At 52.9% G+C, this 20,840-nt stretch carries 21 protein-coding genes and 1 riboswitch; of the genes, 10 read left to right on the forward strand and 11 right to left on the reverse strand.

The window, feature by feature from the left end; translation table 11 throughout:
• Nucleotides 1-64: 64 nt before the first annotated feature.
• The 5 genes from I2G69_RS05010 to I2G69_RS05030 form a co-directional block, all read right to left on the reverse strand.
• Entirely contained in the window at nt 65-574 is a 510-nt protein-coding gene (locus I2G69_RS05010; RefSeq protein WP_195560336.1) for a DNA-deoxyinosine glycosylase, read from the reverse strand.
• A 5-nt stretch (nt 575-579) separates the two neighbouring features.
• Nucleotides 580-1,977, reverse strand: coding sequence for a CCA tRNA nucleotidyltransferase (locus I2G69_RS05015; protein ID WP_195560337.1), 1,398 nt, complete (start codon nt 1,975-1,977; stop codon nt 580-582).
• Nucleotides 1,978-2,251: 274 nt separating this feature from the next.
• Nucleotides 2,252-3,169 carry a translation elongation factor Ts gene (gene tsf / locus I2G69_RS05020; protein ID WP_087233343.1) on the reverse strand — a complete coding sequence of 306 codons (918 nt, stop codon included), beginning with the start codon at nt 3,167-3,169 and terminating at the stop codon, nt 2,252-2,254.
• Nucleotides 3,170-3,267: 98 nt separating this feature from the next.
• Nucleotides 3,268-4,008, reverse strand: a complete 741-nt coding sequence (gene rpsB / locus I2G69_RS05025) for a 30S ribosomal protein S2 (protein WP_087233346.1) — start codon at nt 4,006-4,008, stop codon at nt 3,268-3,270.
• Between the two features lie 170 nt (nt 4,009-4,178).
• Nucleotides 4,179-4,457: a YlmC/YmxH family sporulation protein gene (locus I2G69_RS05030; RefSeq protein ID WP_087233349.1), complete on the reverse strand. Its 279-nt coding sequence runs from the start codon at nt 4,455-4,457 to the stop codon at nt 4,179-4,181.
• 210 nt (nt 4,458-4,667) lie between these two features.
• On the opposite strand from I2G69_RS05030, the gene I2G69_RS05035 reads away from it, so the two are divergent.
• Nucleotides 4,668-5,198 (forward strand): inorganic diphosphatase, encoded by a 531-nt coding sequence (locus tag I2G69_RS05035; RefSeq protein ID WP_087233351.1) that lies wholly within the window; start codon nt 4,668-4,670, stop codon nt 5,196-5,198.
• Nucleotides 5,199-5,399: 201 nt separating this feature from the next.
• Nucleotides 5,400-6,167, forward strand: coding sequence for an RNA polymerase sporulation sigma factor SigG (gene sigG / locus I2G69_RS05040; protein WP_172749656.1), 768 nt, complete (start codon nt 5,400-5,402; stop codon nt 6,165-6,167).
• Between the two features lie 102 nt (nt 6,168-6,269).
• On the opposite strand, the gene I2G69_RS05045 is transcribed toward sigG, so the two are convergent.
• From I2G69_RS05045 to asd, 4 genes are read right to left on the reverse strand one after another with little or no spacing between them, the layout of a single operon-like run.
• Nucleotides 6,270-6,725 carry an ACT domain-containing protein gene (locus tag I2G69_RS05045; RefSeq protein ID WP_195560338.1) on the reverse strand — a complete coding sequence of 152 codons (456 nt, stop codon included), beginning with the start codon at nt 6,723-6,725 and terminating at the stop codon, nt 6,270-6,272.
• A gap of 14 nt (nt 6,726-6,739) precedes the next feature.
• Nucleotides 6,740-7,492: a 4-hydroxy-tetrahydrodipicolinate reductase gene (dapB, locus tag I2G69_RS05050; protein WP_087233357.1), complete on the reverse strand. Its 753-nt coding sequence runs from the start codon at nt 7,490-7,492 to the stop codon at nt 6,740-6,742.
• Between the two features lie 28 nt (nt 7,493-7,520).
• A complete protein-coding gene (dapA, locus tag I2G69_RS05055) occupies nt 7,521-8,408 on the reverse strand; it encodes a 4-hydroxy-tetrahydrodipicolinate synthase (protein ID WP_087233360.1) in 888 nt (295 codons plus the stop codon).
• 60 nt (nt 8,409-8,468) lie between these two features.
• Nucleotides 8,469-9,548: an aspartate-semialdehyde dehydrogenase gene (gene asd / locus I2G69_RS05060; RefSeq protein WP_195560339.1), complete on the reverse strand. Its 1,080-nt coding sequence runs from the start codon at nt 9,546-9,548 to the stop codon at nt 8,469-8,471.
• Between the two features lie 86 nt (nt 9,549-9,634).
• Between asd and I2G69_RS14180 the strand changes: the two genes are divergently transcribed.
• Together I2G69_RS14180 and queA are read left to right on the forward strand one after the other, a co-directional pair.
• Nucleotides 9,635-9,790: a hypothetical protein gene (locus I2G69_RS14180; RefSeq protein ID WP_237966552.1), complete on the forward strand. Its 156-nt coding sequence runs from the start codon at nt 9,635-9,637 to the stop codon at nt 9,788-9,790.
• 55 nt (nt 9,791-9,845) lie between these two features.
• Nucleotides 9,846-10,025, reverse strand: a riboswitch (Lysine riboswitch).
• Between the two features lie 127 nt (nt 10,026-10,152).
• Entirely contained in the window at nt 10,153-11,199 is a 1,047-nt protein-coding gene (gene queA / locus I2G69_RS05070) for a tRNA preQ1(34) S-adenosylmethionine ribosyltransferase-isomerase QueA (RefSeq protein WP_195560340.1), read from the forward strand.
• Between the two features lie 153 nt (nt 11,200-11,352).
• Here queA and I2G69_RS05075 read toward each other — a convergent pair whose 3' ends face one another.
• Both I2G69_RS05075 and I2G69_RS14400 read right to left on the reverse strand, forming a co-directional pair.
• Nucleotides 11,353-13,707 carry a cation-translocating P-type ATPase gene (locus I2G69_RS05075; RefSeq protein WP_195560341.1) on the reverse strand — a complete coding sequence of 785 codons (2,355 nt, stop codon included), beginning with the start codon at nt 13,705-13,707 and terminating at the stop codon, nt 11,353-11,355.
• A gap of 146 nt (nt 13,708-13,853) precedes the next feature.
• Complete coding sequence (locus I2G69_RS14400; protein ID WP_273700999.1) at nt 13,854-13,979, reverse strand: hypothetical protein; 126 nt, start codon at nt 13,977-13,979, stop codon at nt 13,854-13,856.
• Between the two features lie 246 nt (nt 13,980-14,225).
• Between I2G69_RS14400 and I2G69_RS05080 the strand changes: the two genes are divergently transcribed.
• The 6 genes from I2G69_RS05080 to I2G69_RS05105 all read left to right on the forward strand — a co-directional run bounded on the left by I2G69_RS05080 (nt 14,226) and on the right by I2G69_RS05105 (nt 20,674).
• Nucleotides 14,226-14,390: a hypothetical protein gene (locus I2G69_RS05080; protein ID WP_195560342.1), complete on the forward strand. Its 165-nt coding sequence runs from the start codon at nt 14,226-14,228 to the stop codon at nt 14,388-14,390.
• Nucleotides 14,353-14,688, forward strand: coding sequence for a metal-sensing transcriptional repressor (locus I2G69_RS05085; RefSeq protein ID WP_191448219.1), 336 nt, complete (start codon nt 14,353-14,355; stop codon nt 14,686-14,688). Before I2G69_RS05080 ends, I2G69_RS05085 begins: the two co-directional genes overlap by 38 nt.
• An 18-nt stretch (nt 14,689-14,706) precedes the next feature.
• Nucleotides 14,707-17,331 carry a heavy metal translocating P-type ATPase gene (locus tag I2G69_RS05090; protein ID WP_191395957.1) on the forward strand — a complete coding sequence of 875 codons (2,625 nt, stop codon included), beginning with the start codon at nt 14,707-14,709 and terminating at the stop codon, nt 17,329-17,331.
• A gap of 246 nt (nt 17,332-17,577) precedes the next feature.
• On the forward strand, nt 17,578-19,419 hold the full coding sequence (locus I2G69_RS05095; RefSeq protein ID WP_191362810.1) for a TIGR03960 family B12-binding radical SAM protein: 1,842 nt from the start codon (nt 17,578-17,580) through the stop codon (nt 19,417-19,419).
• Nucleotides 19,406-20,065 (forward strand): TIGR03936 family radical SAM-associated protein, encoded by a 660-nt coding sequence (locus I2G69_RS05100; RefSeq protein WP_191405466.1) that lies wholly within the window; start codon nt 19,406-19,408, stop codon nt 20,063-20,065. The genes I2G69_RS05095 and I2G69_RS05100 overlap by 14 nt, the downstream gene beginning before the upstream one ends.
• Before the next feature lie 81 nt (nt 20,066-20,146).
• Nucleotides 20,147-20,674, forward strand: a complete 528-nt coding sequence (locus I2G69_RS05105; RefSeq protein ID WP_195560343.1) for a putative immunity protein — start codon at nt 20,147-20,149, stop codon at nt 20,672-20,674.
• Nucleotides 20,675-20,840 lie beyond the last annotated feature (166 nt).

Here is a 20,840-nt window from a genome sequence, read left to right on the forward strand (position 1 = left end):
TTCGAAAATTTTTGTAGCAAAACGAATGAACCCCCTTCCGTTTCAAACCTGGAAGGGGGTTTATTCAATCCTTTGTTTCGGAACATAGACCCGGCAAAATGGAGTATGCCTCAACAAGCCGCGCGTATGTATAGTGGCGGCAATTCGCCGGGCTGGTGGATGGAAGTGAAACCGCGGGAAGCCTGGTAGAAGGCAGGCACAGACGTTTATAGAGAGCGGCGGCCTTTGTCCCCGTTGTACAGATGGTGTGGATATGGGTCTCCTGTAGGAGTGAGGATAAGTCGTTCGCAACCGGCTGCCGGATGCTTCCGTCGTCCGCTCCTTCTATGGCACAGCTCCGCAGAACATCCCACAGAGCAATGTGGTTGCGCAAGCAGAATGCTGCTTTCTCTTCCTTAGAGACGGGGAGAGCTTGCTGAAATACATCGGCGAGCACGCGCCAAAAGCGATTTTGCGGATGGGAATAGTAGAAGCCAATGGCACGGCTTTTTGGGGAGGGCATGGTGCCAAGGATTAGCACACGCGACTCCCCGTCATACAAGGGCTCCAATGTATGTGTAACGTATTCGGCCACGGCGTTTATCCCTCCGTTCCCTTCCGAGAGAATGCCAGCTGTTTTGCCAAAGGAAGAAGGGATTCCAACCGGTTTTCGCAGCGGTTTTCCAAGACCGAATCCAGTAATTCCTGCAACAAGCGGCCCACCTCCGGTCCCTCTGGAACGCCTATTTGGAGCAAGTCCTTTCCGTGGATTGCAAGGTCCTTCAATTGAAAACAGGATTGCTCTGCGAGAATGTGATCGAGAACGGCAGCTTCCCGGTCGATCATATCCATGCGGAGGGCTGCGGCGGGGGAGTGTGCAGCTGTATCCGCGCGGTTGACCGCGAGCAGCATACGAAACAGCGGTTCACCAAGCCGGTTTAGCCAGCGTTTGACGCGGACCTCCTCGTCGGTGATCGATACATCGTGGTACTTGACCAGGGTTGCTACGGTGCGGATGGTTTCTTTGCTGAATCGCAGACGTGTCAATACGGTTTTTGCGATTTCTGCCCCGAGGTTCTGGTGCCCATAAAAATGGCCGATCCCTTTGGCATCCATGGAAAAACATCGCGGCTTTCCGATATCATGAAACAGGATGGCGAGGCGCAACTCCAGCCTTGGCGCAATGGCGGAGATTGCATGAAGCGTATGCTCCCATACATCATATATGTGATATGGGCTGTGTTGTTCCAATCCGACCATGGGGGTAATTTCCGGAAGAAAGACGGCAATGACACTTTGGTACTTCCGCAAAATGCGCTCTGCGTCCTTGCCGCACAGCAGCTTGCCAAATTCAACTTGAATCCGTTCTTCGGAGATCTGATGCAGCAAGTTTTTTTGCTGGAACATTGCATAGGCCGTCTTCTTTTCGATGGTGAATCCCAAGGTAGAAGCAAAACGAAGCCCGCGGAGAATCCGCAGGGCGTCCTCCTGAAAACGCTGTTCCGGGATTCCGACACAGCGCAGAGTGCGGCTGTGCAAGTCGTGTAATCCGTTGTAGGGGTCCACAAGCCCTTTGCTGGGATGGTAGGCGATTGCATTTACCGTAAAGTCGCGGCGTGCCAAATCGTCCACCAAATTGCGGGAGAAGGTGACGGAGTCCGGATGCCGTCCATCGGAGTAGGTGCCGTCCACACGGTAGGTGGTGATCTCTACGGGCATACCGTCCGCGACTACGGTGACGGTCCCGTGCTGTAGGCCGGTGGCAAGGACCTGGTAGCCGGGCAGAGCTCGTATGGTTTCCTCCGGAAGGGCAGAGCAAGTGAGATCCCAGTCGTTTGGGGAAAGCCCCAGAAGGCTATCCCGTATACATCCGCCAACGGCATAGGCCTCATATCCTTGCCTTTGCAGCAATTCCATCAGGCGCAGCACCTGCTTCGGTGGATGGATGGGAGGGGAATCGTTCTTTTTTCGGGATGCGCAGCGCCTGGACGATGGCATATGGTTCACCTCTTTTCGTATTTTATTATAACTGAAAATTTACCAAAGGGATAGCCCTTCGCGGCACAAGGACAAAATTTTGTCGGTCTCTTAGGGAGAAAGATCCCTTTGGACGCGGTTATGTGATGCCTCCTGCCGTTACATTCCTAGCGCAATAGATGAAGAGGGAAATCGGCCAAGCTGCAATGAACGAAAATCAGCAAATGGAAACACAAGAGAAACAAAAAACAGCGCGGAGAAGCTTCCGCGCTGTTTATCTGCTGTTGGGAAAAGCTTATTTAATCATGTTGGCAACTTCGTCTGCAAAATTGTCCTCGCGCTTCTCAAGGCCTTCGCCCTTCTCAAAGCGGACAAATGCAACGATCTTGATGTCGCCGCCAAGCTCTTTTGCCGTGTTTGCAGTATACTGCTGAACGGACAGATCGCCGTCCTTCACATATGCCTGGTCGACCAAGCAAACTTCCTTGAAGAATTTGCCGAGTCTGCCAACAACGATCTTCTCAGCGATATTGGCCGGCTTGCCGGACTCAATCACCTGCTCGGTGAGAATTTTCTTTTCATGCTCCACAACGTCAGCCGGGACGGAAGCCTCGTCCAAATAGGACGGGTTGATTGCAGCAACCTGCATAGCGATGTTCTTTGCATACTCCTCGAAGCCCTCTTTTGCAGCAACTTCCGGAGAAGTCTCAAACTTCACCAAAACACCGATTCTGCCGCCGCCATGGATATAGGAAACAACCGTACCCTCATAGCGCTGGAAACGGCGGATCTTGATATTCTCGCCGATGGTCAGGATCTTTTCCTTCAGCAATGCATCGACGGTCATGTCGGTGCCTGCCGCCTTGCAAGCCAGAAGTGCTTCCACATCTGCCGGATTCTCGGAGATAACCGTATCCGCACAGGTCTTTACAAAGTTCTGGAAATCCGCATTCTTCGCAACAAAGTCGGTTTCCGCGTTTACTTCGATGGCAACGCCAACATTCTTCGCCTCATTGGTGCATGCAAACGCAACGCCCTCTGCGGCAATACGGCCAGCCTTCTTTGTAGCAGCGGCAAGGCCCTTTTCTCTCAGGAAATCGATAGCGGCGTCCATATCGCCGTTTGCTTCAGTCAGTGCCTTCTTGCAGTCCATCATTCCGCAGCCGGTCTTCTCACGAAGTGCTGCAACGTCTTTTGCTGTAAAAGCAGCCATTGATTGATCCCTCCGTTTTTTAAGTGCGCCGGAAAGTGGTCTCCCCGGCGCTATTTGATCAAAATTCTTTTCAAATAGATAGGGAACCCCCCATCCAATTAGCCTGCGACCTCGTCCGTCTCATTTTCCTTTTCCTGCGCTTCAGCAGAACCCATCTGGCCTTCTCTGCCTTCGATGATCGCGTTGGCCATTGTTGCGGAGATCAGCTTAACCGCACGGATTGCGTCGTCGTTGCCCGGAATGACATAGTCGATTTCGTCCGGATCGCAGTTGGTATCAACAATTGCAACAATCGGAATGCCGAGCTTCTTTGCCTCTGCAACCGCAATTCTCTCCTTGCGCGGGTCCACAATGAACAATGCGCCGGGGAGCTGCTTCATATCTTTAATGCCGCCCATGAATTTTTCCAGCTTTTGAATTTCGAGCTGGAGCTTCGTGACTTCCTTCTTCGGGAGCAGATCAAACGTGCCGTCCGCTTCCATCGCCTTGAGCTGGTTCAAACGGTCAATTCTGCGGCGAATAGTGCGGAAGTTGGTGAGCATACCGCCCAGCCATCTTGCATTTACAAAGTAAGCGCCAGCGCGTTCGGCTTCATCACGGACCGATTCCTGCGCCTGCTTCTTGGTGCCGACGAACAGGACGGACTTGCCTTCCATCGAAAGATCACGGACGAAATTGTACGCTTCTTCAAGCTTCTTAACGGTCTTCTGCAGGTCGATGATGTAGATGCCGTTGCGCTCGGTGAAGATGTAGGGAGCCATTTTCGGGTTCCATCTTCTGGTCTGGTGGCCGAAATGTACACCGGCCTCCAAAAGCTGTTTCATAGATACGACTGCCATAATAAAATCCTCCTTGGTTTTTCCGCCGCCGCGCTCTGTTTTGGACGCAGAACTTCAAGGAATCCCTTTCGAAGCACCGGTTCGTCCAGCGCTGGCGTGTGTTTTGCGCGCATTATTATACCACAATCCAACAGGGATTGCAATATTTTTTCGGAAGATCACAGATTCGCTCAGCTTCCGAAGAGATGCGGCTTCTTTTTTACGCGGTAAAAATCATTATAACATACCAGAATCGTTTCGTCACCAATTACTTCAATATCCTGCCATTTGATAATAATATCATCCTCACGGCCGAGCAGGCCAAAAAAGCGCAGCCGGCCATAGATGACCAAAGAGAGGACCCGCGCGGTAACGGTGTCGATCTCCACATCGCACACATACCCAATACGTGTGCCGTCTTTGGTGTTGATAACCTCTTTGTGCCGCATGTCCGCGATTCTGCAATTCATGGAACACTCCTCCTGCTCTACTGATCGTAGTATATCTATGCGGAGAGAATGCCGAACATGCGAGAGGTGTATGCAAACTTCTGGGAAGGTTGCTTTTTATGGATTTGTATAAAATTCCCTGGAAATACATTGATTCTTTTTATGCGCAATGATACAATATAAATAAACGGCGGCAGAATTTATAGACAGCCAAAAAAAGGAGGAATTTGGATGAATATCTGGCATGACATTTCCCCAAAACGAATCAAGACGGACGATTTTTGTGCAGTTATTGAAATAACTAAGGGAAGCAAAGCAAAATATGAGCTGGATAAGGAGACCGGTTTGCTGTTTTTGGACCGCATTTTGTATACATCCACGCACTATCCGGCCAATTACGGTTTTATCCCGCGCACCTATGCGGAAGATCACGATCCGCTCGACGTCCTCGTGCTTTGTTCCGAGAATATCCATCCGCTTTCCCTGGTGCGGTGTTACCCAATTGGTGTCATCAGCATGGAGGACAACGGTAGTAAAGATGAAAAAATTATTGCCATCCCATTCAATGACCCAACCTACAACGGTTATAAGGACATCAGCGAATTGCCTGCGCATATTTTCGACGAGATGTCCCACTTTTTCTCAGTCTATAAGGCGTTGGAGGGAAAGACGACCGCGATTGACAATGTTTTCGGCGTAGAGCGTGCGAAGGAGATCATACAAGAAAGCATTGAAAGTTATCTGGAGAACTATTGCCGTTGAGCATCAAACGGTGGGCGAGCGCTCGTTGAAAAATTTTTTCATTTGGATTTAAGCAAGGGAAAGCCGCGCGGGGCGCGGCTTTCCCTTGCTATTAGGCGGTGGAAACATGCTGTTCCACCGCCTTTTTCCTTTTTTACTGGTGCATGTTCCTATCCGATCATGGCAATAATGAATGCGAAAGCCGGATGGGAGGAATGCGCTGTGTACAATAAGGTGGATATCTGCGGGGTGAATACCGCAAAGCTCAAAGTTTTGACCGAAAAAGAAAAGACGGAATTGCTGCGCCGTGTCAGGGAAGGGGACAAGCAGGCGCGCGAAGAGCTAATCAATGGGAATTTGCGCTTGGTGCTCAGTGTCATCCAGCGTTTTACAAACCGCGGGGAGAATTTGGACGACCTCTTCCAGGTGGGCTGTATCGGACTCATCAAGGCGATCGATCACTTTGATATGAACCAGGGCGTACGGTTTTCTACTTACGGCGTTCCGATGATCATCGGGGAGATCCGCAGATACCTGCGGGACAACAACAGCATCCGTGTCAGCCGGTCCCTACGCGACACGGCGTATAAGGCGATGCAGGTCAAAGAAAAAATGACCGCGAAAAACAACAAGGAGCCGACCATCGAGGAAATCGCCGAGGAGCTGGATCTCCCAAGGGAGGATGTGGTCCTTGCGCTGGAGTCCATCGTGGAGCCGGTTTCCCTGTACGAGCCGGTTTTTTCCGATGGAGGGGACACCATCTATGTGATGGATCAGGTGGGGGACAACAACGACGACAATAACTGGCTGGATGAAATTGCCCTGAAAGAGGCGATCAGCGACCTGAGCGACCGGGAAAAACGCATTTTATCCATGCGGTTTTTCCAGGGGAAGACCCAGATGGAGGTCGCTTCGGAGATCGGCATCAGCCAGGCGCAGGTATCGCGTCTGGAAAAAGGAGCGCTCGGAAAAATCAAACGGGATATTTGACCGGAAAACAAAAGAGGTTCCGCAGTCCGAACCAAAAGGATCGTCCTGCGGAACCCCAAAGATGAAACATTATAGAAATAGAATGGAAAAATCGAGCACTTTTCAGCCCATCTGCTTTTCGATCGACTCCAGCGCCTGTTCAAAGTCGGCGGCTGTCACCAACATGGAGATTTCCACATCGGAAGTGCTGATGAGGCGAATGTCGGTATTTACCTCTGCGGCCGCTTGTAACACCTTTGCAGCTACGCCGGGCGTGTTCTTCATGCGTTCATCGTGTACTGCGATTTTATAATTGCCGCTGCTGACGATGGTTTTGATATCGTGGTTGTCATACAGGGCGGAGGTGAACTTTAAGATTTTGCCGAGATCCTCGTCGTCGATGGTGAAGGAAATGGTCGTATACGCTCCATGGGAGGGGGCGAGGGAGATCATATCCACATTCACACCCAGGTCGGAAATCTTCTGAAAGATCTTGGCGATGGAATTGAGCGCCACAGGGCAATTTTGCAGGTTGACCAGTGTGATGTCACTGAGGGTTGTAATAACCGTTTGTTCCATGATCGTATCCCCCTTTACTTTAATAGGTCGGACATATCATACAGTCCGGCAGGTTGCTTTGCCAGAAATACCGCTGCGTTGATCGAGCCGTTGGCAAAAATCTCTTTTGACTGTGCGGAATGGGAAAGGGTGATGACCTCATGCGGCCCGGCGAAAATCACTTCGTGCTCGCCGACGATGGTACCGCCGCGCACGGAATGCATCCCGATTTCATTCTTATCGCGCTTTTTGCGCTGGGAATGGCGGTCGTACATATACGTCATCTGGCGGTCTTCGACGGAAGAAATCGCGTCTGCGATCATGAGCGCGGTCCCGCTGGGGGCGTCAATTTTCTGGTTGTGATGCTTTTCGATAATCTCAATGTCAAAATCTTCGCCCAAAACCTGTGCCGCTTTCTTGGAGAGTCCAATCAGCAGGTTGATCCCCAAGCTCATATTGCCGGAATAAAACACCGGAATCTTGTGCGAGGCCTGCTTTAGCGCATTGACCTGATCGTGGTTATATCCCGTGGTACAGAGCACCAGGGGAAGCTTATGTTCTAAACCAAACTGCAATAGGGGAGAGAGCAGCGCCGGATGGGAGAAATCAATCACAACGTCCGCTTCCTCTTGCACCTCGGAAGGGGAGGCATAGACGGGAAAATCCCCAAAGGGATCGGTGTGAATGTCAATTCCAGCGACAATTTTGCAGTCTTCCCGTTCTTTCACACATGCGGCGATGACACGGCCCATTTTGCCGTTGCATCCGCAGAGAAGAATCCTTGTCATTTTACGTCCTCCGAATGGTAATGGTTTCTTAGATCAACTGATACTTTTTGAGAACTTCACGGAGCTGATTGAGCGCCGCCTCGCTCATGGTGGTCAGAGGCAAACGGCAGTCGCCCACATCAAAGCCCATCTCGTTCATAGCGGCTTTGACCGGGATCGGGTTAACGTCCATGAAGAGCGCGTTCATCAATTCCACATATTTGAGCGTCAGCTCGCGGCTCTTCGCCGCATCTCCGGAAAGGAACGATGCACAGAGGTCGTGCATCTCCTGCGGCAAAACATTGGCAAACACGGAGATCACACCTTTACCGCCCAATGCGAGCATCGGGAGGGTCTGATCATCGTTGCCGGAATAGACATAGAAATCGTCCCCGCAGAGCGCGATCGTCTTGGCCACCGAAGAAATGTCCCCGTTGGCCTCTTTGACCGCATTCAGATTTGGATGTTTGGAGAGTTCCAAATACGTCTCCGGTTTGATATTGCATCCGGTGCGGGAGGGCACGTTGTACACGATGATCGGCAGGTTCACACGGTCTGCGATGTATGTATAATGGCGAACGAGACCCGCCTGGGAAGTCTTGTTGTAATAGGGGGTTACCGAGAGAAGAGCGTCCGCGCCCATACGCTCCGCCTCCTGGGAGAGCTGTACGGCATAGGCGGTATCGTTGCTGCCCGTGCTGGCGATGACTGGGACGCGCTTATTTACCTTTTGGATCACGTATTCCAGCGCTTTGCAGTGTTCCTCGTGGTTCAGGACAGGGGATTCGCCGGTCGTTGCGCAGGCGATGATGGCGTCGGTGCCGTGGCTAATCTGGAATTCGATCAGCTCCCCAAATTTTTCATAATTGATGGAGCCGTCCTTGTGCATGGGCGTGACCAGCGCCACGCCGGAACCGGTATAGACGAGTTTCTTCATAATAGGGCCTCCAATTCATGATTCAGAAATGGGAATTACATGTATCGGTGTTCCTTTGGATCAGTCCAAATATCCCTTTGCGCAGAGCAGCTCCGCCATCAGGACCGCGCCGCCCGCCGCGCCGCGCAGGGTATTGTGGGAGAGACAGACAAACTTGATGTCATACTGCGTATCCGGACGCAGACGGCCGATGGAGACCGCCATGCCGTTCTCCAGGTTGCGGTCCAGGCGGGACTGCGGGCGGTCGTCCTCGCGGAAGTAGTGCAGGAACTGCTTGGGTGCGCTCGGCAGCTGGAGCTCCTGGGGAACGCCCTTGTACGTTTCCCAACGATGGATGATTTCCTCGAGTTCGATCTTCTTCTCATAGGAGACAAACACCGCTGCGGTGTGGCCGTCGGAGACCGGTACGCGCAGGCACTGCGAGGTGATGCACGGGGAGGTGGCGTTTACGATCTTGCCGTCCTCCACATGGCCCCAGATCTTGAGGGGTTCCTGCTCGGACTTTTCCTCTTCGCCGCCGATGTAGGGGATGACATTGTCGAGGCTTTCCGGCCAGGTCTTGAAGGTTTTTCCAGCGCCGGAGATGGCCTGGTAGGTGCAGGCGAGCACATTTGTAACGTTGAGGTCCATCAGCGGATGGATTGCCGGGACATAGCTCTGTAATGAGCAGTTGGATTTGACGGAAATAAAGCCGCGCTTCGTTCCAAGGCGCTTGCGCTGCGCGTCGATCACAGCGGCGTGGTCCGCATTGATCTCCGGGATGATCATCGGGACGTCCGGCGTCCCGCGGTTCGCGCTGTTGTTGGACATGACCGGGCATTCCGCCTTTGCATACGCCTCTTCCAGCGCTTTGATTTCGTCTTTCTTCATGTTGACTGCGCAGAAGACAAAGTCCACCATCGAAGCGATCTTCTCCACGTCGGCAGTGGCGTCGAAGATAACCATGTTTTTCATGGATTCCGGCATGGGCGTGCTCATGGCCCAGCGGTCTCCCACAGCCTCCTCATAGGTTTTGCCGGCGGACCGGCCGCTCGCAGCGAGCGCTTTGACGTGAAACCAGGGATGATTTTCCAAGAGCGTTGCAAACCGTTGGCCTACCATGCCGGTTGCTCCGATGATTCCAACCTGATATGTTTTCATGACACATTTCCTCCTATATGATGATATGGGAATAACGAAAGAGAAAGAACCTGACAGGGAGAAAAGACAGAATGGAGAGAATCGGAATGAAACAGATTTCTGTCTTCATAAGCCTGAAACAAGAATCTTTCTTTCCAAAACCGGCTTGGATATGCATCCAAACCTGTGGAAAGTTCTACATTTTTCAGAAGATGCTCCAAAGAGAGGCGGCTCCTGCAAAATACAATAAAAAAACCGGTTGAAAACCGGTCATCAAATCAATATAATAGAACTTGCTCGGTATTCCCAATGGGACATACTGCCGATAGCGCTCCACCATAAATCTTATGATGACAGTTGCAGCGTTTTTCACTGCTGCCCCCAGAAGAACGCCGGCCAAACGCCGTTCTCCTTCGGCGGTTTTCCCTTTCGCAGGCGTTCCCGGGTTTTGGCCCCCTCCCGCGTGCTACTCTTTAAAACCGCACCTCTATCTTCCTTACTATTCAAGTTATCACCATCATACCATGCACGTTCAGGGTTGTCAATTTATTCTTTGTTAAAGTTTTTCCCTCTTCTTTGTACGATTTACAGGAAAGAGAATTTATAAATTTTAGGAGCATTCAAAATGGAAGAGACAAAACGCAATTGGAGTACCCACGATTTTTACTATGACCTGCCCAAGGAGCTGATCGCCCAGACCCCGCTGGAGCCGAGGGATTCTTCGCGGCTGCTTGTCTTACATAAAGAGACGGGAGAGATGGAGCACCGGCATTTTTACGATGTAATCGATTATTTGAACCCTGGGGATTGCCTGGTTTTGAACGACTCCCGCGTCCTTCCGGCACGGCTTTATGGGATCAAAGATGGGACAGGCGCCAAGGTGGAATTCCTTCTGCTGACCCATCGGGAAGGGGATACCTGGGAGGTACTCACCGGGCCCGGAAAGCGCGCAAAGCCGGGCACGCATTTTACATTCGGCGACGGCCTCCTACGCGCGGACGTACTGGACGTCGTGGAGGGCGGCAACCGGATTGTAGAATTCCACTATGAGGGGAATTTCTATGCGATTCTGGATCAAATTGGACAGATGCCGCTGCCGCATTACATCACAGAAGACCTCAAGGATAAGGAACGCTACCAGAATGTTTATTCAAAGGAAGTGGGTTCGGCCGCCGCGCCAACGGCAGGGCTTCACTTTACGCCCGAGCTTTTGGAGCGCATCCGGCAAAAGGGGATCAAAACCGCTTTTGTAACCCTCCATGTGGGCTTAGGGACGTTCCGCCCGGTGACGGTCGAGAATGTTTCCGACCACAAGATGCATTCCGAACACTATGCGATGAACAAAGAGACGGCAGACCTCATCAATGAGACCAAACGCAACGGCGGACGCGTCATTGCAGTGGGGACAACCAGCTGCCGCACGCTGGAATCCATTGCCTTGAAGGAGGGCTGCATCCGCGAGAGCGCTGGATGGACCGATATCTTTATCTACCCCGGCTTCCAATTCCGGGTGCTGGACGGGCTGATTACCAATTTCCATTTGCCGGAGAGCACGCTGATCATGCTGGTTTCCGCTTTGGCCGGATACGACAATATTATGCGCGCCTATCGCACAGCGGTACAGGAGAAATACCGGTTTTTCAGCTTTGGAGATGCCATGTTGATCGACTGAACAGCTCCTGCGCAGAAGAAACTCTGTGAAGCGGGAACCCCAAAATAGCATTCCATAGATCTTGCATTTAAATAGGCGGATACAAATAAAGAAGGGAGTGGCCCCCTTTCTTCGATAGGGGTTACTCCCTGCTTTTTTGGCGTTATTATGAGGTTATCTGGTGGGATTGGTTGTATGTTTATGGGCAGCTCTATGGCGGCAGAACCACTGAATCAACACGGTCGCGCCGCGTTCAATCAAGAAGCTGAGCAGGGCAAAACCGGCAAACAGGAGTAAGGTCTCTGTGGTGGGAAGGGAGACCTGGAGAAGCTTGTGGAACAGGAGAACCGCTGCATAAAATCCAACCGTCATAGTGGAGCAAAGGAACACCCGCAGCTTGTTCAAAGGCCAACTCGCCTTGAATACCGCCTGGATTCCAACGGTTCCGACTAGCAAATAAAGGAGTATACTGGACTGTTCCACAGAAATTTGCAACAGCGGCGATACTCCGAGAAAAACAAGGAAACAAACCAAAATTGAGATCGCATTTGGCAAGGCGCGCGCCATGACGGAGGGCAGGAACCGTCCGGATACTTTCCTGCTGTCCGGTTCAAAGGACATAAAGAAGGACGGATAGCCTTCAATAACCAAGTCGATCAGCGTGATTTGGATCGGGACAAAGGGGAACGGGATGTTTAGCAGGAGGCACACGATGGAGAGCAAAACGGAATAGATCGTTTTGACAAAGAATATCCCCGCCACCCGCGTGATGTTGTTGACCACCCGCCTGCCTTCGCTCAAAACAGAGGGGAGGGAGGAAAAATCGGAATTCAACAAAACCACTTGCGATACCTGCCGGGCGGCGTCGCTGCCCTCCGCAATGGCAATGCTGCAATCGGCCTCCCGCAGGGCGAGAAGGTCGTTTACCCCATCGCCGGTCATGGCTACCGAATGCCCGTGCTTTTGTAGGGACTGTACGATTTGCTTCTTTTGCAGGGGGGAAACACGCCCAAAAATCGAATACTCCTGGACCGCTTTTTCCAGATCGGCCTCTTCTGTTACACTGCTCATGTCGATAAAACGGCCGGCGTCGGGAAACCCTGCCTTCGCCGCTAAAGCGGATACAGTTACCGGGTTATCTCCCGAGATGAGCTTTAAGTCCACACCCTCCTGTTGGAAGTAGGCCAGGGTTTCTGCGGCATTGGGGCGGATGGGGTCGGAGATCACGATGGACGCAAGCACGTGTATTTCCGGCAGCGGCTTGTCCGGCGAAACGGGTTCCGGCGTAATCCCGGCTAAGAGGATACGTTTCCCCGCGTTGAGCTCCTTTTCGAAATGGTCCCCCAGCTCAGGACCAGCTAGGCGCTCCGGAGCGCCGATGATAAAGGTGAACTCCTCGAATGCAATCGCGCTCCATTTCCGATCGGAAGAAAATGGAATCTTTTGTACGGGCGCAAAGCTTTCCTTTTGTGCGAAATGCGCTTGCAGGGCCTGGAACGTCGCGTTGTTGTCATCTGTATAGTGGAGAAAGGAGCCGATGATTTCATCAAATGGCATCGAACGCCCAATATCGGTCAACTCCACCTCTTCTACCTGCATTTTGCCCTCGGTCAGCGTACCGGTTTTGTCCAGGCATAAAGTGTCCACATGCGCCAACGTCTCCAGGGCAAACAGCTCCTGCACCAACACTTTCTTTTTGGAAAGCGCAATGATCCCCACAGCGAGGCTGATGCTGATGAGCAGCACCAGGCCCTTTGGCAGCATACCGAGAAGCCCAGCGGCAGTCGACACAACCGCATGGTTGATCGGGTCACCGCGCAAATAGAATGCCTCGAGGAACAGGAGAATCCCCAAAGGCGGAATCAAGTAGCCTGTGAACCGGGTGACCTTACGCATGGAAGAAAGCAGTTCGGAATGTACGCCACGCAGCTTTTTGGCCTCATGTGCAATCTTGGAAGCGTAATTTTCCATCCCCACATGTTCCACGCAGGCACGGCATTTTCCGCTGATAATGAAACTTCCGGATAAAAGATGGTCTCCGGCAGCTTTCCGTATGGGATCGGATTCGCCGGTTAAGAGGGATTCATTCACTTCGACCGCCCCGGACAGGATTACAGAATCGGAGCAAACCTGGTTCCCTCCGCTCAATTCCATGACGTCTTCCTCGACCAGCTCATACACCGGGATTTCCGAAAGCTTCCCATCCCGGACCACCTTTGCCATCGGCATGGATAAGAGAGAGAGCTTGTCCACGAGCTTTTTTGCGTGGATTTCCTGCACAATGCCAATCAGCGTATTGAGGGCAATGATCAGAATAAAGAGCATATTGGACCACGCGCCGACAAGCGCCAGGGCAACGGCGATCAGCACGTTAAACAGATTAAACAACGTGCAGATATTGTCCTTCAAAATTTGCCCGGTTGTTTTGGTCACTTTTTCCGGTTCGGTGTTCTGTCGTCCGTCGCGTCGTTTTTCTTCGACCTGTTCGGAAGTTAGTCCTAAGTTGCTGTCAGGAGAAAAATGTGTCATAGAGCGGCCTCATTTCCATTTATTTTGCACGGTTTACTCGAGCTATCATAACAGGGATTTTTAACGAAAGTATAAACAAAGTAGATATGCTCCAAATTTAATCCTTATAAAAGTCTAGTATTTCACGTATTGTGACGAAAGTCCTATTACAAGCCCATATACTTATAAACTTCATCCATGAAGCTTCTTATTGCCTTTTCTGCAAAGTGCTGCCGATCCATCATTGCGCTGGCAGAAGGGGATAAAACGCTTTTTCGTTTCATCTGAACCAAAGTGGTCCACCTGTCGGTTGTCATTTGACTGGAAACGAAAAGAACCTTTCTCTCTCTTTGTTTCATGGACGAGCCTATCATTATTATATGGAGAAGATTTGTATCGTGTAGATAACCGTAAATCTCATACGGCCATTCCATTGGCTCTCAGCGCTTATTCGCTTATTATAGTATAGGCATATACAGAAATCAACAGAGGAGAAATAACCGCTAATCAATGAACCATTTGACGGAGTGTTTGGCTGAATGGAACGGGATGCAGAAAGAAAATTTGCAGTTCTCCTCAAAAAGGACTTGAAAATACCCTATAGGGGTATTATAATGGAGATAAATCCAAAATACCCTAAGGGGGTATTTGAAAGGAGATATTCGGATGAACCAGCAGCAAGAATCTTTACAACCGTCCAATGAAACCACTGCATGCGGTTGCCATTATAAAGCGACACCCCGCGGGGATCAGGAACTGCGCCAATTGCAAAACCGCTTAAAGCGGATGATTGGGCAGCTCAACGGCATTGGGAAGATGTTGGAAGACAACCGCTATTGCGGGGATATCCTGGTGCAGGTTGCTGCTGTGGAAAGCGCGCTGCAGGCATTTGGTTACCTGGTCCTTCAGGACCATCTGGAAACCTGCGTCGTGGAGCAGATTCGGCAGGGCAACACACAGGTGGTCGATGAAGCATTGGAACTGATTAAGAAATTGAAGTGATAGAGGAGGGAAGAGATTATGAAAACAGAAAAATACAATGTCACCGGCATGACCTGTGCGGCCTGTCAAGCGAATGTCACGCGGTGCGTGCAAAAGCTGGAGGGGGTCGAGGACGTCAATGTCAGCCTTTTGGCGAACCAGATGACAGTTTCCTACGATGAGGCGCAGGTCCACCCGGAGGAGATCATCGCAGCGGTCCAGAAGATCGGCTATGGCGCGGCCTTGCCGCAGCAAACGGAGACCAAGGAGAGTGGATTCCGCAGCGAATGGCAGGCGCGAAAAGACCGGGCGGAAGAAAGCCGGAAAAGTATGAAGCACCGGCTGGTAACGTCGGTCGTTTTATTGATCCCACTGATGTATGTCGCCATGGGGCCGATGATGGGGCTGCCAGCTCCAAGTTTTTTGGTCGGGACAGAAAATGCCTTGATTTCTGCTCTGACGCAGCTCTTGATTACGATTCCCATTCTGTTTATCAACCGGCACTTTTTCCAGAATGGGTTCAAGTCTCTATTTCATCGGGCACCCAATATGGATTCTCTGGTTGCGATTGGATCGGGCGCTTCGCTCGTCTACGGGATTTTTGCCATGTTCCGAATGGCCTACGGGTTCGGCCATGGGGATATGGCGTTGGTGCATGAATACGCACATGCCCTCTATTTTGAATCCGCCGCAATGATCTTGACCCTGGTGACCGTCGGCAAGTATTTGGAGGCAAAGTCCAAATCCAAGACCTCGGATGCGCTGGGGAAACTGGTGGATCTGGCGCCGAAAAATGCGGTGGTTATCCGCGGCGGCGTGGAACAGACCATCCCGGCGGAGCAGGTCATCGCCGGGGATATAGTCGTCATCCGCCCAGGCGAAGGCATCCCGGTGGACGGTGTGGTCATAGAGGGTCACGGCTATGTGGATCAAGCGGCCATTACCGGGGAGAGCATCCCGGTAGAGAAAAATCCCGGCGATCCGGTGATCTCCGCCACCATCAATAAAAATGGAACATTTCGGTTCCAAGCATCCAAGGTTGGCGAGGATACAACGCTTTCCCAGATCATCCGGCTGGTGGACGAAGCGGGCAATTCCAAAGCGCCGATCGCGCGGCTGGCGGATAAGGTCAGCGGCGTATTCGTACCAACGGTGATCGGGATCGCCATTGTCACCGCCATTGTCTGGCTATTGGTGGGGCAAAGCTTTGAATTTGCCCTGTCGAACGCCATCTCCGTGCTGGTGATCTCCTGCCCGTGCGCACTGGGACTGGCCACGCCGGTGGCCATCATGGTCGGAACGGGGAAGGCCGCCGAGATGGGCATTTTGATCAAATCCGCTGAAAGCCTGGAGAATCTTCATGCGGTAGATACCATCGTGTTGGATAAAACCGGAACCATTACCTCCGGCCATCCGTCCGTGACCGACATTGTTGTGCTGGATGCTGCCATGACGGAGCAGACCTTCCTGGAAGAGGCTGCGGCGGTTGAGACTGGCAGCGAGCATCCCCTGGCGCAGGCCGTGGTAGAACGCGCCCAGCAATCCGGTATCTCGATTCCCAAAGCGGAGGCGTTTGAGGCGCAAGCAGGCCGCGGCGTCCGTGCAACGGTCCGCGGGCATGCATACCTGGCTGGCAATGTGGCGTTCATGGAGGAAAATAACCTTCTGGTAAAGGATGCCGCGGCGCAAAAAGCCCGCGATGCCGTTACCAAGTTGGCAGAGGAAGGAAAGACTCCGCTTCTGTTCGCGCGGGACGGCAAGATTGTCGGAATGATTGCCGTGGCCGATACGGTGCGTGCATCCAGCCGGGCGGCGATCCAGCAGTTTTCCAAGATGGGCCTGCACGTCGTGATGCTGACAGGCGATAACCGGGTGACCGCGGAGGCCATCCGCAAGGAGCTCGGCATCGAGAAGGCCATATCGGATGTACTGCCGACCGAAAAGGAGGCCAACATCCGGGCCTTGCAGGAACAGGGGCATAAGGTCGCCATGGTGGGCGACGGAATCAACGATGCACCCGCGTTGACCCGCGCGGATATCGGCATCGCGATCGGCGCTGGTACGGATATTGCCATCGAGTCGGCGGACGTAGTTTTGATGAAGGATTCCCTGGAGGATGTGGCGACAGCGATCGACTTGAGCCGCGCTGTAGTGCGAAACATCCACATGAACCTGTTTTGGGCCTTTTTCTATAACATCCTGGGTATCCCGGTTGCAGCGGGCGTCCTGTTCCCTGCATTTGGCCTGCGCTTGAGCCCGATGATCGGTTCAGCGGCCATGAGCTTGAGCTCGGTCTGTGTTGTAACCAACGCCCTGCGCCTCCGCTTCTTCAAACGGAAGGGGATGGAGCCACAGGTCGCAGAACCCCCGGCAGCCTCTCTGCCGGAGATAAACCATCCTTCAGTTCCTGTTGTGCAGGAATTGAACCAACAGAAAGGAACGATTGAAATGAAAAAAGTATTGGTTGTAGAAGGCATGATGTGTGCGCACTGCCAGATGCATGTACAAAAGGCGCTGGAGGGCGTGGACGGTGTGCAGGAAGCGGTGGTGGACCTGGAGAAGAAAACAGCCACGGTTTCCCTTGCGAAAGAGGTATCCGATCAGGTTCTGATGGATGCGGTAAAAGACGCGGGATACACCCCGGTCAGCTGTACAGAGGAATAAGAAACAATCAAGCAACGGAACCCCGAAGGACAGCCTCCGGGGTTCCGTTGTTTCAAGGAATGCAGAAAAACTTCTGAAATATACGGTGTTGTTTAATTATTATGTTTAAGGCGATAAACAGCTGCCAACCCAGACAAGAGGAAGGAAAACGGGTAGATAGGCGTTGCATTGCAGACACGACTACAGTATAATAAAAGTTCAAGATTGCCAAAAAGCTTCAAATGCGATAGAACGGGAGAAAAAAGAATGAAGCCTGAGCTTGAAAAGATATTGATGAAGGTGCAGAAGCCGGGGCGGTATACCGGCGGGGAATGGAACAGCGTGGTAAAGGATAAACATGCAGTCGATGTGCGGTTTGCCTTCTGCTTTCCAGATACGTATGAGGTCGGGATGTCCCATCTGGGCATGAAGATTTTATATAGCCTTTTCAATGAAAAGGACTATATCTGGTGTGAGCGTGTATTCGCCCCCTGGGTGGATATGGAAGAGCAGATGCGCAGGAATGGAATGGAACTCTTTGGGTTGGAGAGCGAGGACAGCATCCACGATTTCGATATACTGGGATTTACGCTGCAATATGAACTGAGCTACAGCAATGTCCTGAATATGCTGGATCTGGCGCATATCCCGCTGCGCAGTGCAGACCGGAAAGGGCTTTCGCCGCTGGTCGTGGCGGGCGGTCCCTGCACCTGCAATCCGGAGCCGCTGGCCGATTTTGTCGATCTCTTTTTCCTTGGAGAGGGGGAGGAGGTCGATCTGGAAGTGATCGACCTATACCGCGCTTATAAAAAGGAAGGGCGCTCCAAGGAGGAATTCCTGCGGGCCGCAGCGCAGATCGAGGGAGTCTATGTACCGTCCCTCTACACGGTTACGTACAACGAAGACCATACCATTGCTGCGGTAACGCCGGAGCCAGGAGTGCCCGCGACAGTCAAGAAGCGCCTGATGCTCGATATGGACCGCTCGTATTTCCCGGAGAAATTTGTTGTGCCGTACATTGAAATCGTACACGACCGGACGGTCGGAGAGGTGTTCCGCGGCTGCATCCGTGGCTGCCGCTTCTGCCAGGCCGGGTTTATTTACCGCCCAGTGCGGGAGAAGTCGGTGGAGGTGGTGGACCGTCAGTGCCACGCCCTCTGCGACAGCACGGGATACAACGAGATTTCGCTCTCGTCTTTGAGCACCAGCGACTATACCAAGATCGACGAGCTCCTCGATCAGCTCCTGAGCTGGGCACGCGACGAAAAGACCAGCGTGTCCCTGCCCTCCCTGCGGGTGGATGGGTTTTCCAATGAATTGATGACGAAGATTAAATCCGTGCGAAAGAGCGGCCTGACGTTTGCGCCGGAGGCCGGCACCCAGCGCCTGCGCGACGTGATCAACAAAAATGTCCAAGAGGACGAGCTGATGAAGACGGTGAATATGGCGTTTTCCGGCGGTTGGAACACCATCAAGCTCTACTTTATGATCGGACTGCCGACCGAAACCATGGACGACGTGGCGGGGATTGCGGAATTGGGCCAGAAGGTGGTCAATGCCTTTTATTCCAATCCCAATAAGCCGAAGGGACGCGGTGTGTCGGTCACGCTGAGCGCGTCCTCCTTTGTGCCGAAGCCCTTTACCCCGTTTCAGTGGGAGCCGCAGGACCCCATCCCGCTGCTGCACGAAAAGCAGCGCCATCTGGTGCAGTCGGTCAAGACGCGGAAAATCACCTGCAACTACCACGATGCGGACACCAGCTTTTTGGAGGCTGTGTTTGCACGCGGCGACCGCCGCCTTTGCGCTGTGTTGGAAGAAGCGCATCGGATGGGATGCAAGTTTGACGGGTGGAACGATTATTTTTCGCTTCCACGCTGGATGGAGGCGTTTGAAGCCTGCGGGGTGGACCCGGCGTTTTATGCCAACCGCCGCCGGAGTTTTGATGAGGTGCTTCCCTGGGACCATTTGGATTACGGCATCCGAAAGGAGTTCCTAATCCGGGAATGCCAGCGGGCCTATGCGGACACCACAACTCCGAATTGCCGCGAGGCGTGTTCCGCCTGCGGCGCAGCTTGCTTTAAGGGAGGGATCTGCTATGAGGACCGTTAGAATCTGGTTCCGGAAGATTGGGACCACGCGGTTTATCTCCCATTTGGACCTGACCCGCTGTATGTCGCGGGCGATTCATCGCGCGAAAATCCCGCTGTGGTATACGCAGGGCTTTAACCCGCGCGCGCTTTTGACCTTTGCGCTGCCGCTGTCCCTGGGCGTGGCGGGCGAGCGCGAAAGCGTGGACATCAAGTTGGAGGACGACAACTTGTCCAACGAAGAGCTGCTGGAGCGCCTAAACGCGGCGATGCCGGACGATTTGCCGGTGTTTGCTGTGACGGACCCGGTGATGAAACCGGGAAAGATCGCGTATGCCTCGTTTGTGATGACCGTGGACCCCGAGGGCCGGGACGCTGGCACATTGGCCCAGCAGCTGACAGAGCTGTTTCACCGGGATTCGCTTGTTGTCCCCAAGCACACCAAAAGTGGGTTTATCGACTTCGACATCCGCCCGTATCTGGACCGTGTGGAGGTGTGCCCTGTGGAGGGAAAGGTGGAGATTCGGGCCATGCTCCCCGCAGGAAGCGAGATGAATGTCAACCCCAGCCTGCTGTTGGAGGCGGTTCAAAAAGAATTGGGGCTGGATCTGTATACGCAGATCCGGCGGACGAACCTCTACGACGAACAGTTCCATGCGTTTCAATGAGGCAGCCATTCTGCTTTTCAGCGGCCCAATGGCCGCGCTGTGAGACGGGAGGATTTTTAAAGAAGATAGGAGGCCACCGCGATGCCGAACTTGCGAAAGATGCTTGGAAACATTCAATCGGAAGAGTGCCGCTCCCTGATGCGGCTGATGGAGACGCAGAGTAAGAAGACGCTGGCGGATTGGGCGGTCGCCTATGCGAAAGCCCATTATCTGCCGGTTTTTGAAGCGGCGTGCCCGGGGGAACGGCGCTTGGCGGAAACGGTGGCTGCTTGTGAAGCATATGGGAAGGGACAAACGTCACTGAATGAACTCAAGTCGCTGCTCCGGGAGGCGGCGCAGGTCGCCCGCGCTTTAGCGGACCGTCCGGTTGCGCAGGCGGCGGCCCGCGCGGTTTCTGTGGCCTGTTCTACCGTCCAGACGCCGACCAATGCGTTGGGCTATCTGTTTTATGGGGCTGCGGCTATCGCATATAGCCAAGCCGGTTTGGATAGGACCGCGGAGGAGTACGAAGAGCTGGCCGCTGTGGAGTTCCAAAGGGCCTACGCCTCTTTGCAAAAGGCCTGCATACCGGACGAACCCCATCCGGCGAAACTGCACTGGAACTGCTGATAGGGACGCTTTGGCCGCCGGTTAATTTTCGCATTTCTGCATCCCGAAAAAAGAATTTTGGGGATGGGACGAGAAAGATGCGAAAAAGCCGCAAAAGTCAAGATTAAATTGTAAAAAACCTGAAAAAACTTTTTAGACCAGGGCGGCCAGGGCTTCGGCGAAGACG

This window comes from Anaeromassilibacillus sp. D41t1_190614_C2, assembly GCF_015558525.1.
Taxonomy (GTDB): Bacteria; Bacillota; Clostridia; order Oscillospirales; family Acutalibacteraceae; genus Anaeromassilibacillus; species Anaeromassilibacillus stercoravium.

Coding starts and splice junctions, on each gene's coding strand:
- tsf (WP_087233343.1), bottom strand. CDS start 3,169: ATGGCTGCTTTTACAGCAAAAGACGTTGCAGCACTTCGTGAGAAGACC.
- I2G69_RS05015 (WP_195560337.1), bottom strand. CDS start 1,977: ATGCCATCGTCCAGGCGCTGCGCATCCCGAAAAAAGAACGATTCCCCT.
- asd (WP_195560339.1), bottom strand. CDS start 9,548: ATGAAAACATATCAGGTTGGAATCATCGGAGCAACCGGCATGGTAGGC.
- I2G69_RS05080 (WP_195560342.1), top strand. CDS start 14,226: ATGGAACGGGATGCAGAAAGAAAATTTGCAGTTCTCCTCAAAAAGGAC.
- I2G69_RS05105 (WP_195560343.1), top strand. CDS start 20,147: ATGCCGAACTTGCGAAAGATGCTTGGAAACATTCAATCGGAAGAGTGC.
- I2G69_RS05030 (WP_087233349.1), bottom strand. CDS start 4,457: ATGAATTGCAGAATCGCGGACATGCGGCACAAAGAGGTTATCAACACC.
- rpsB (WP_087233346.1), bottom strand. CDS start 4,008: ATGGCAGTCGTATCTATGAAACAGCTTTTGGAGGCCGGTGTACATTTC.
- queA (WP_195560340.1), top strand. CDS start 10,153: ATGGAAGAGACAAAACGCAATTGGAGTACCCACGATTTTTACTATGAC.
- I2G69_RS05035 (WP_087233351.1), top strand. CDS start 4,668: ATGAATATCTGGCATGACATTTCCCCAAAACGAATCAAGACGGACGAT.
- I2G69_RS05100 (WP_191405466.1), top strand. CDS start 19,406: ATGAGGACCGTTAGAATCTGGTTCCGGAAGATTGGGACCACGCGGTTT.
- I2G69_RS05085 (WP_191448219.1), top strand. CDS start 14,353: ATGAACCAGCAGCAAGAATCTTTACAACCGTCCAATGAAACCACTGCA.
- I2G69_RS05075 (WP_195560341.1), bottom strand. CDS start 13,707: ATGACACATTTTTCTCCTGACAGCAACTTAGGACTAACTTCCGAACAG.
- dapA (WP_087233360.1), bottom strand. CDS start 8,408: ATGAAGAAACTCGTCTATACCGGTTCCGGCGTGGCGCTGGTCACGCCC.
- I2G69_RS14180 (WP_237966552.1), top strand. CDS start 9,635: ATGAAACAGATTTCTGTCTTCATAAGCCTGAAACAAGAATCTTTCTTT.
- I2G69_RS05045 (WP_195560338.1), bottom strand. CDS start 6,725: ATGGAACAAACGGTTATTACAACCCTCAGTGACATCACACTGGTCAAC.
- dapB (WP_087233357.1), bottom strand. CDS start 7,492: ATGACAAGGATTCTTCTCTGCGGATGCAACGGCAAAATGGGCCGTGTC.
- I2G69_RS05095 (WP_191362810.1), top strand. CDS start 17,578: ATGAAGCCTGAGCTTGAAAAGATATTGATGAAGGTGCAGAAGCCGGGG.
- I2G69_RS05090 (WP_191395957.1), top strand. CDS start 14,707: ATGAAAACAGAAAAATACAATGTCACCGGCATGACCTGTGCGGCCTGT.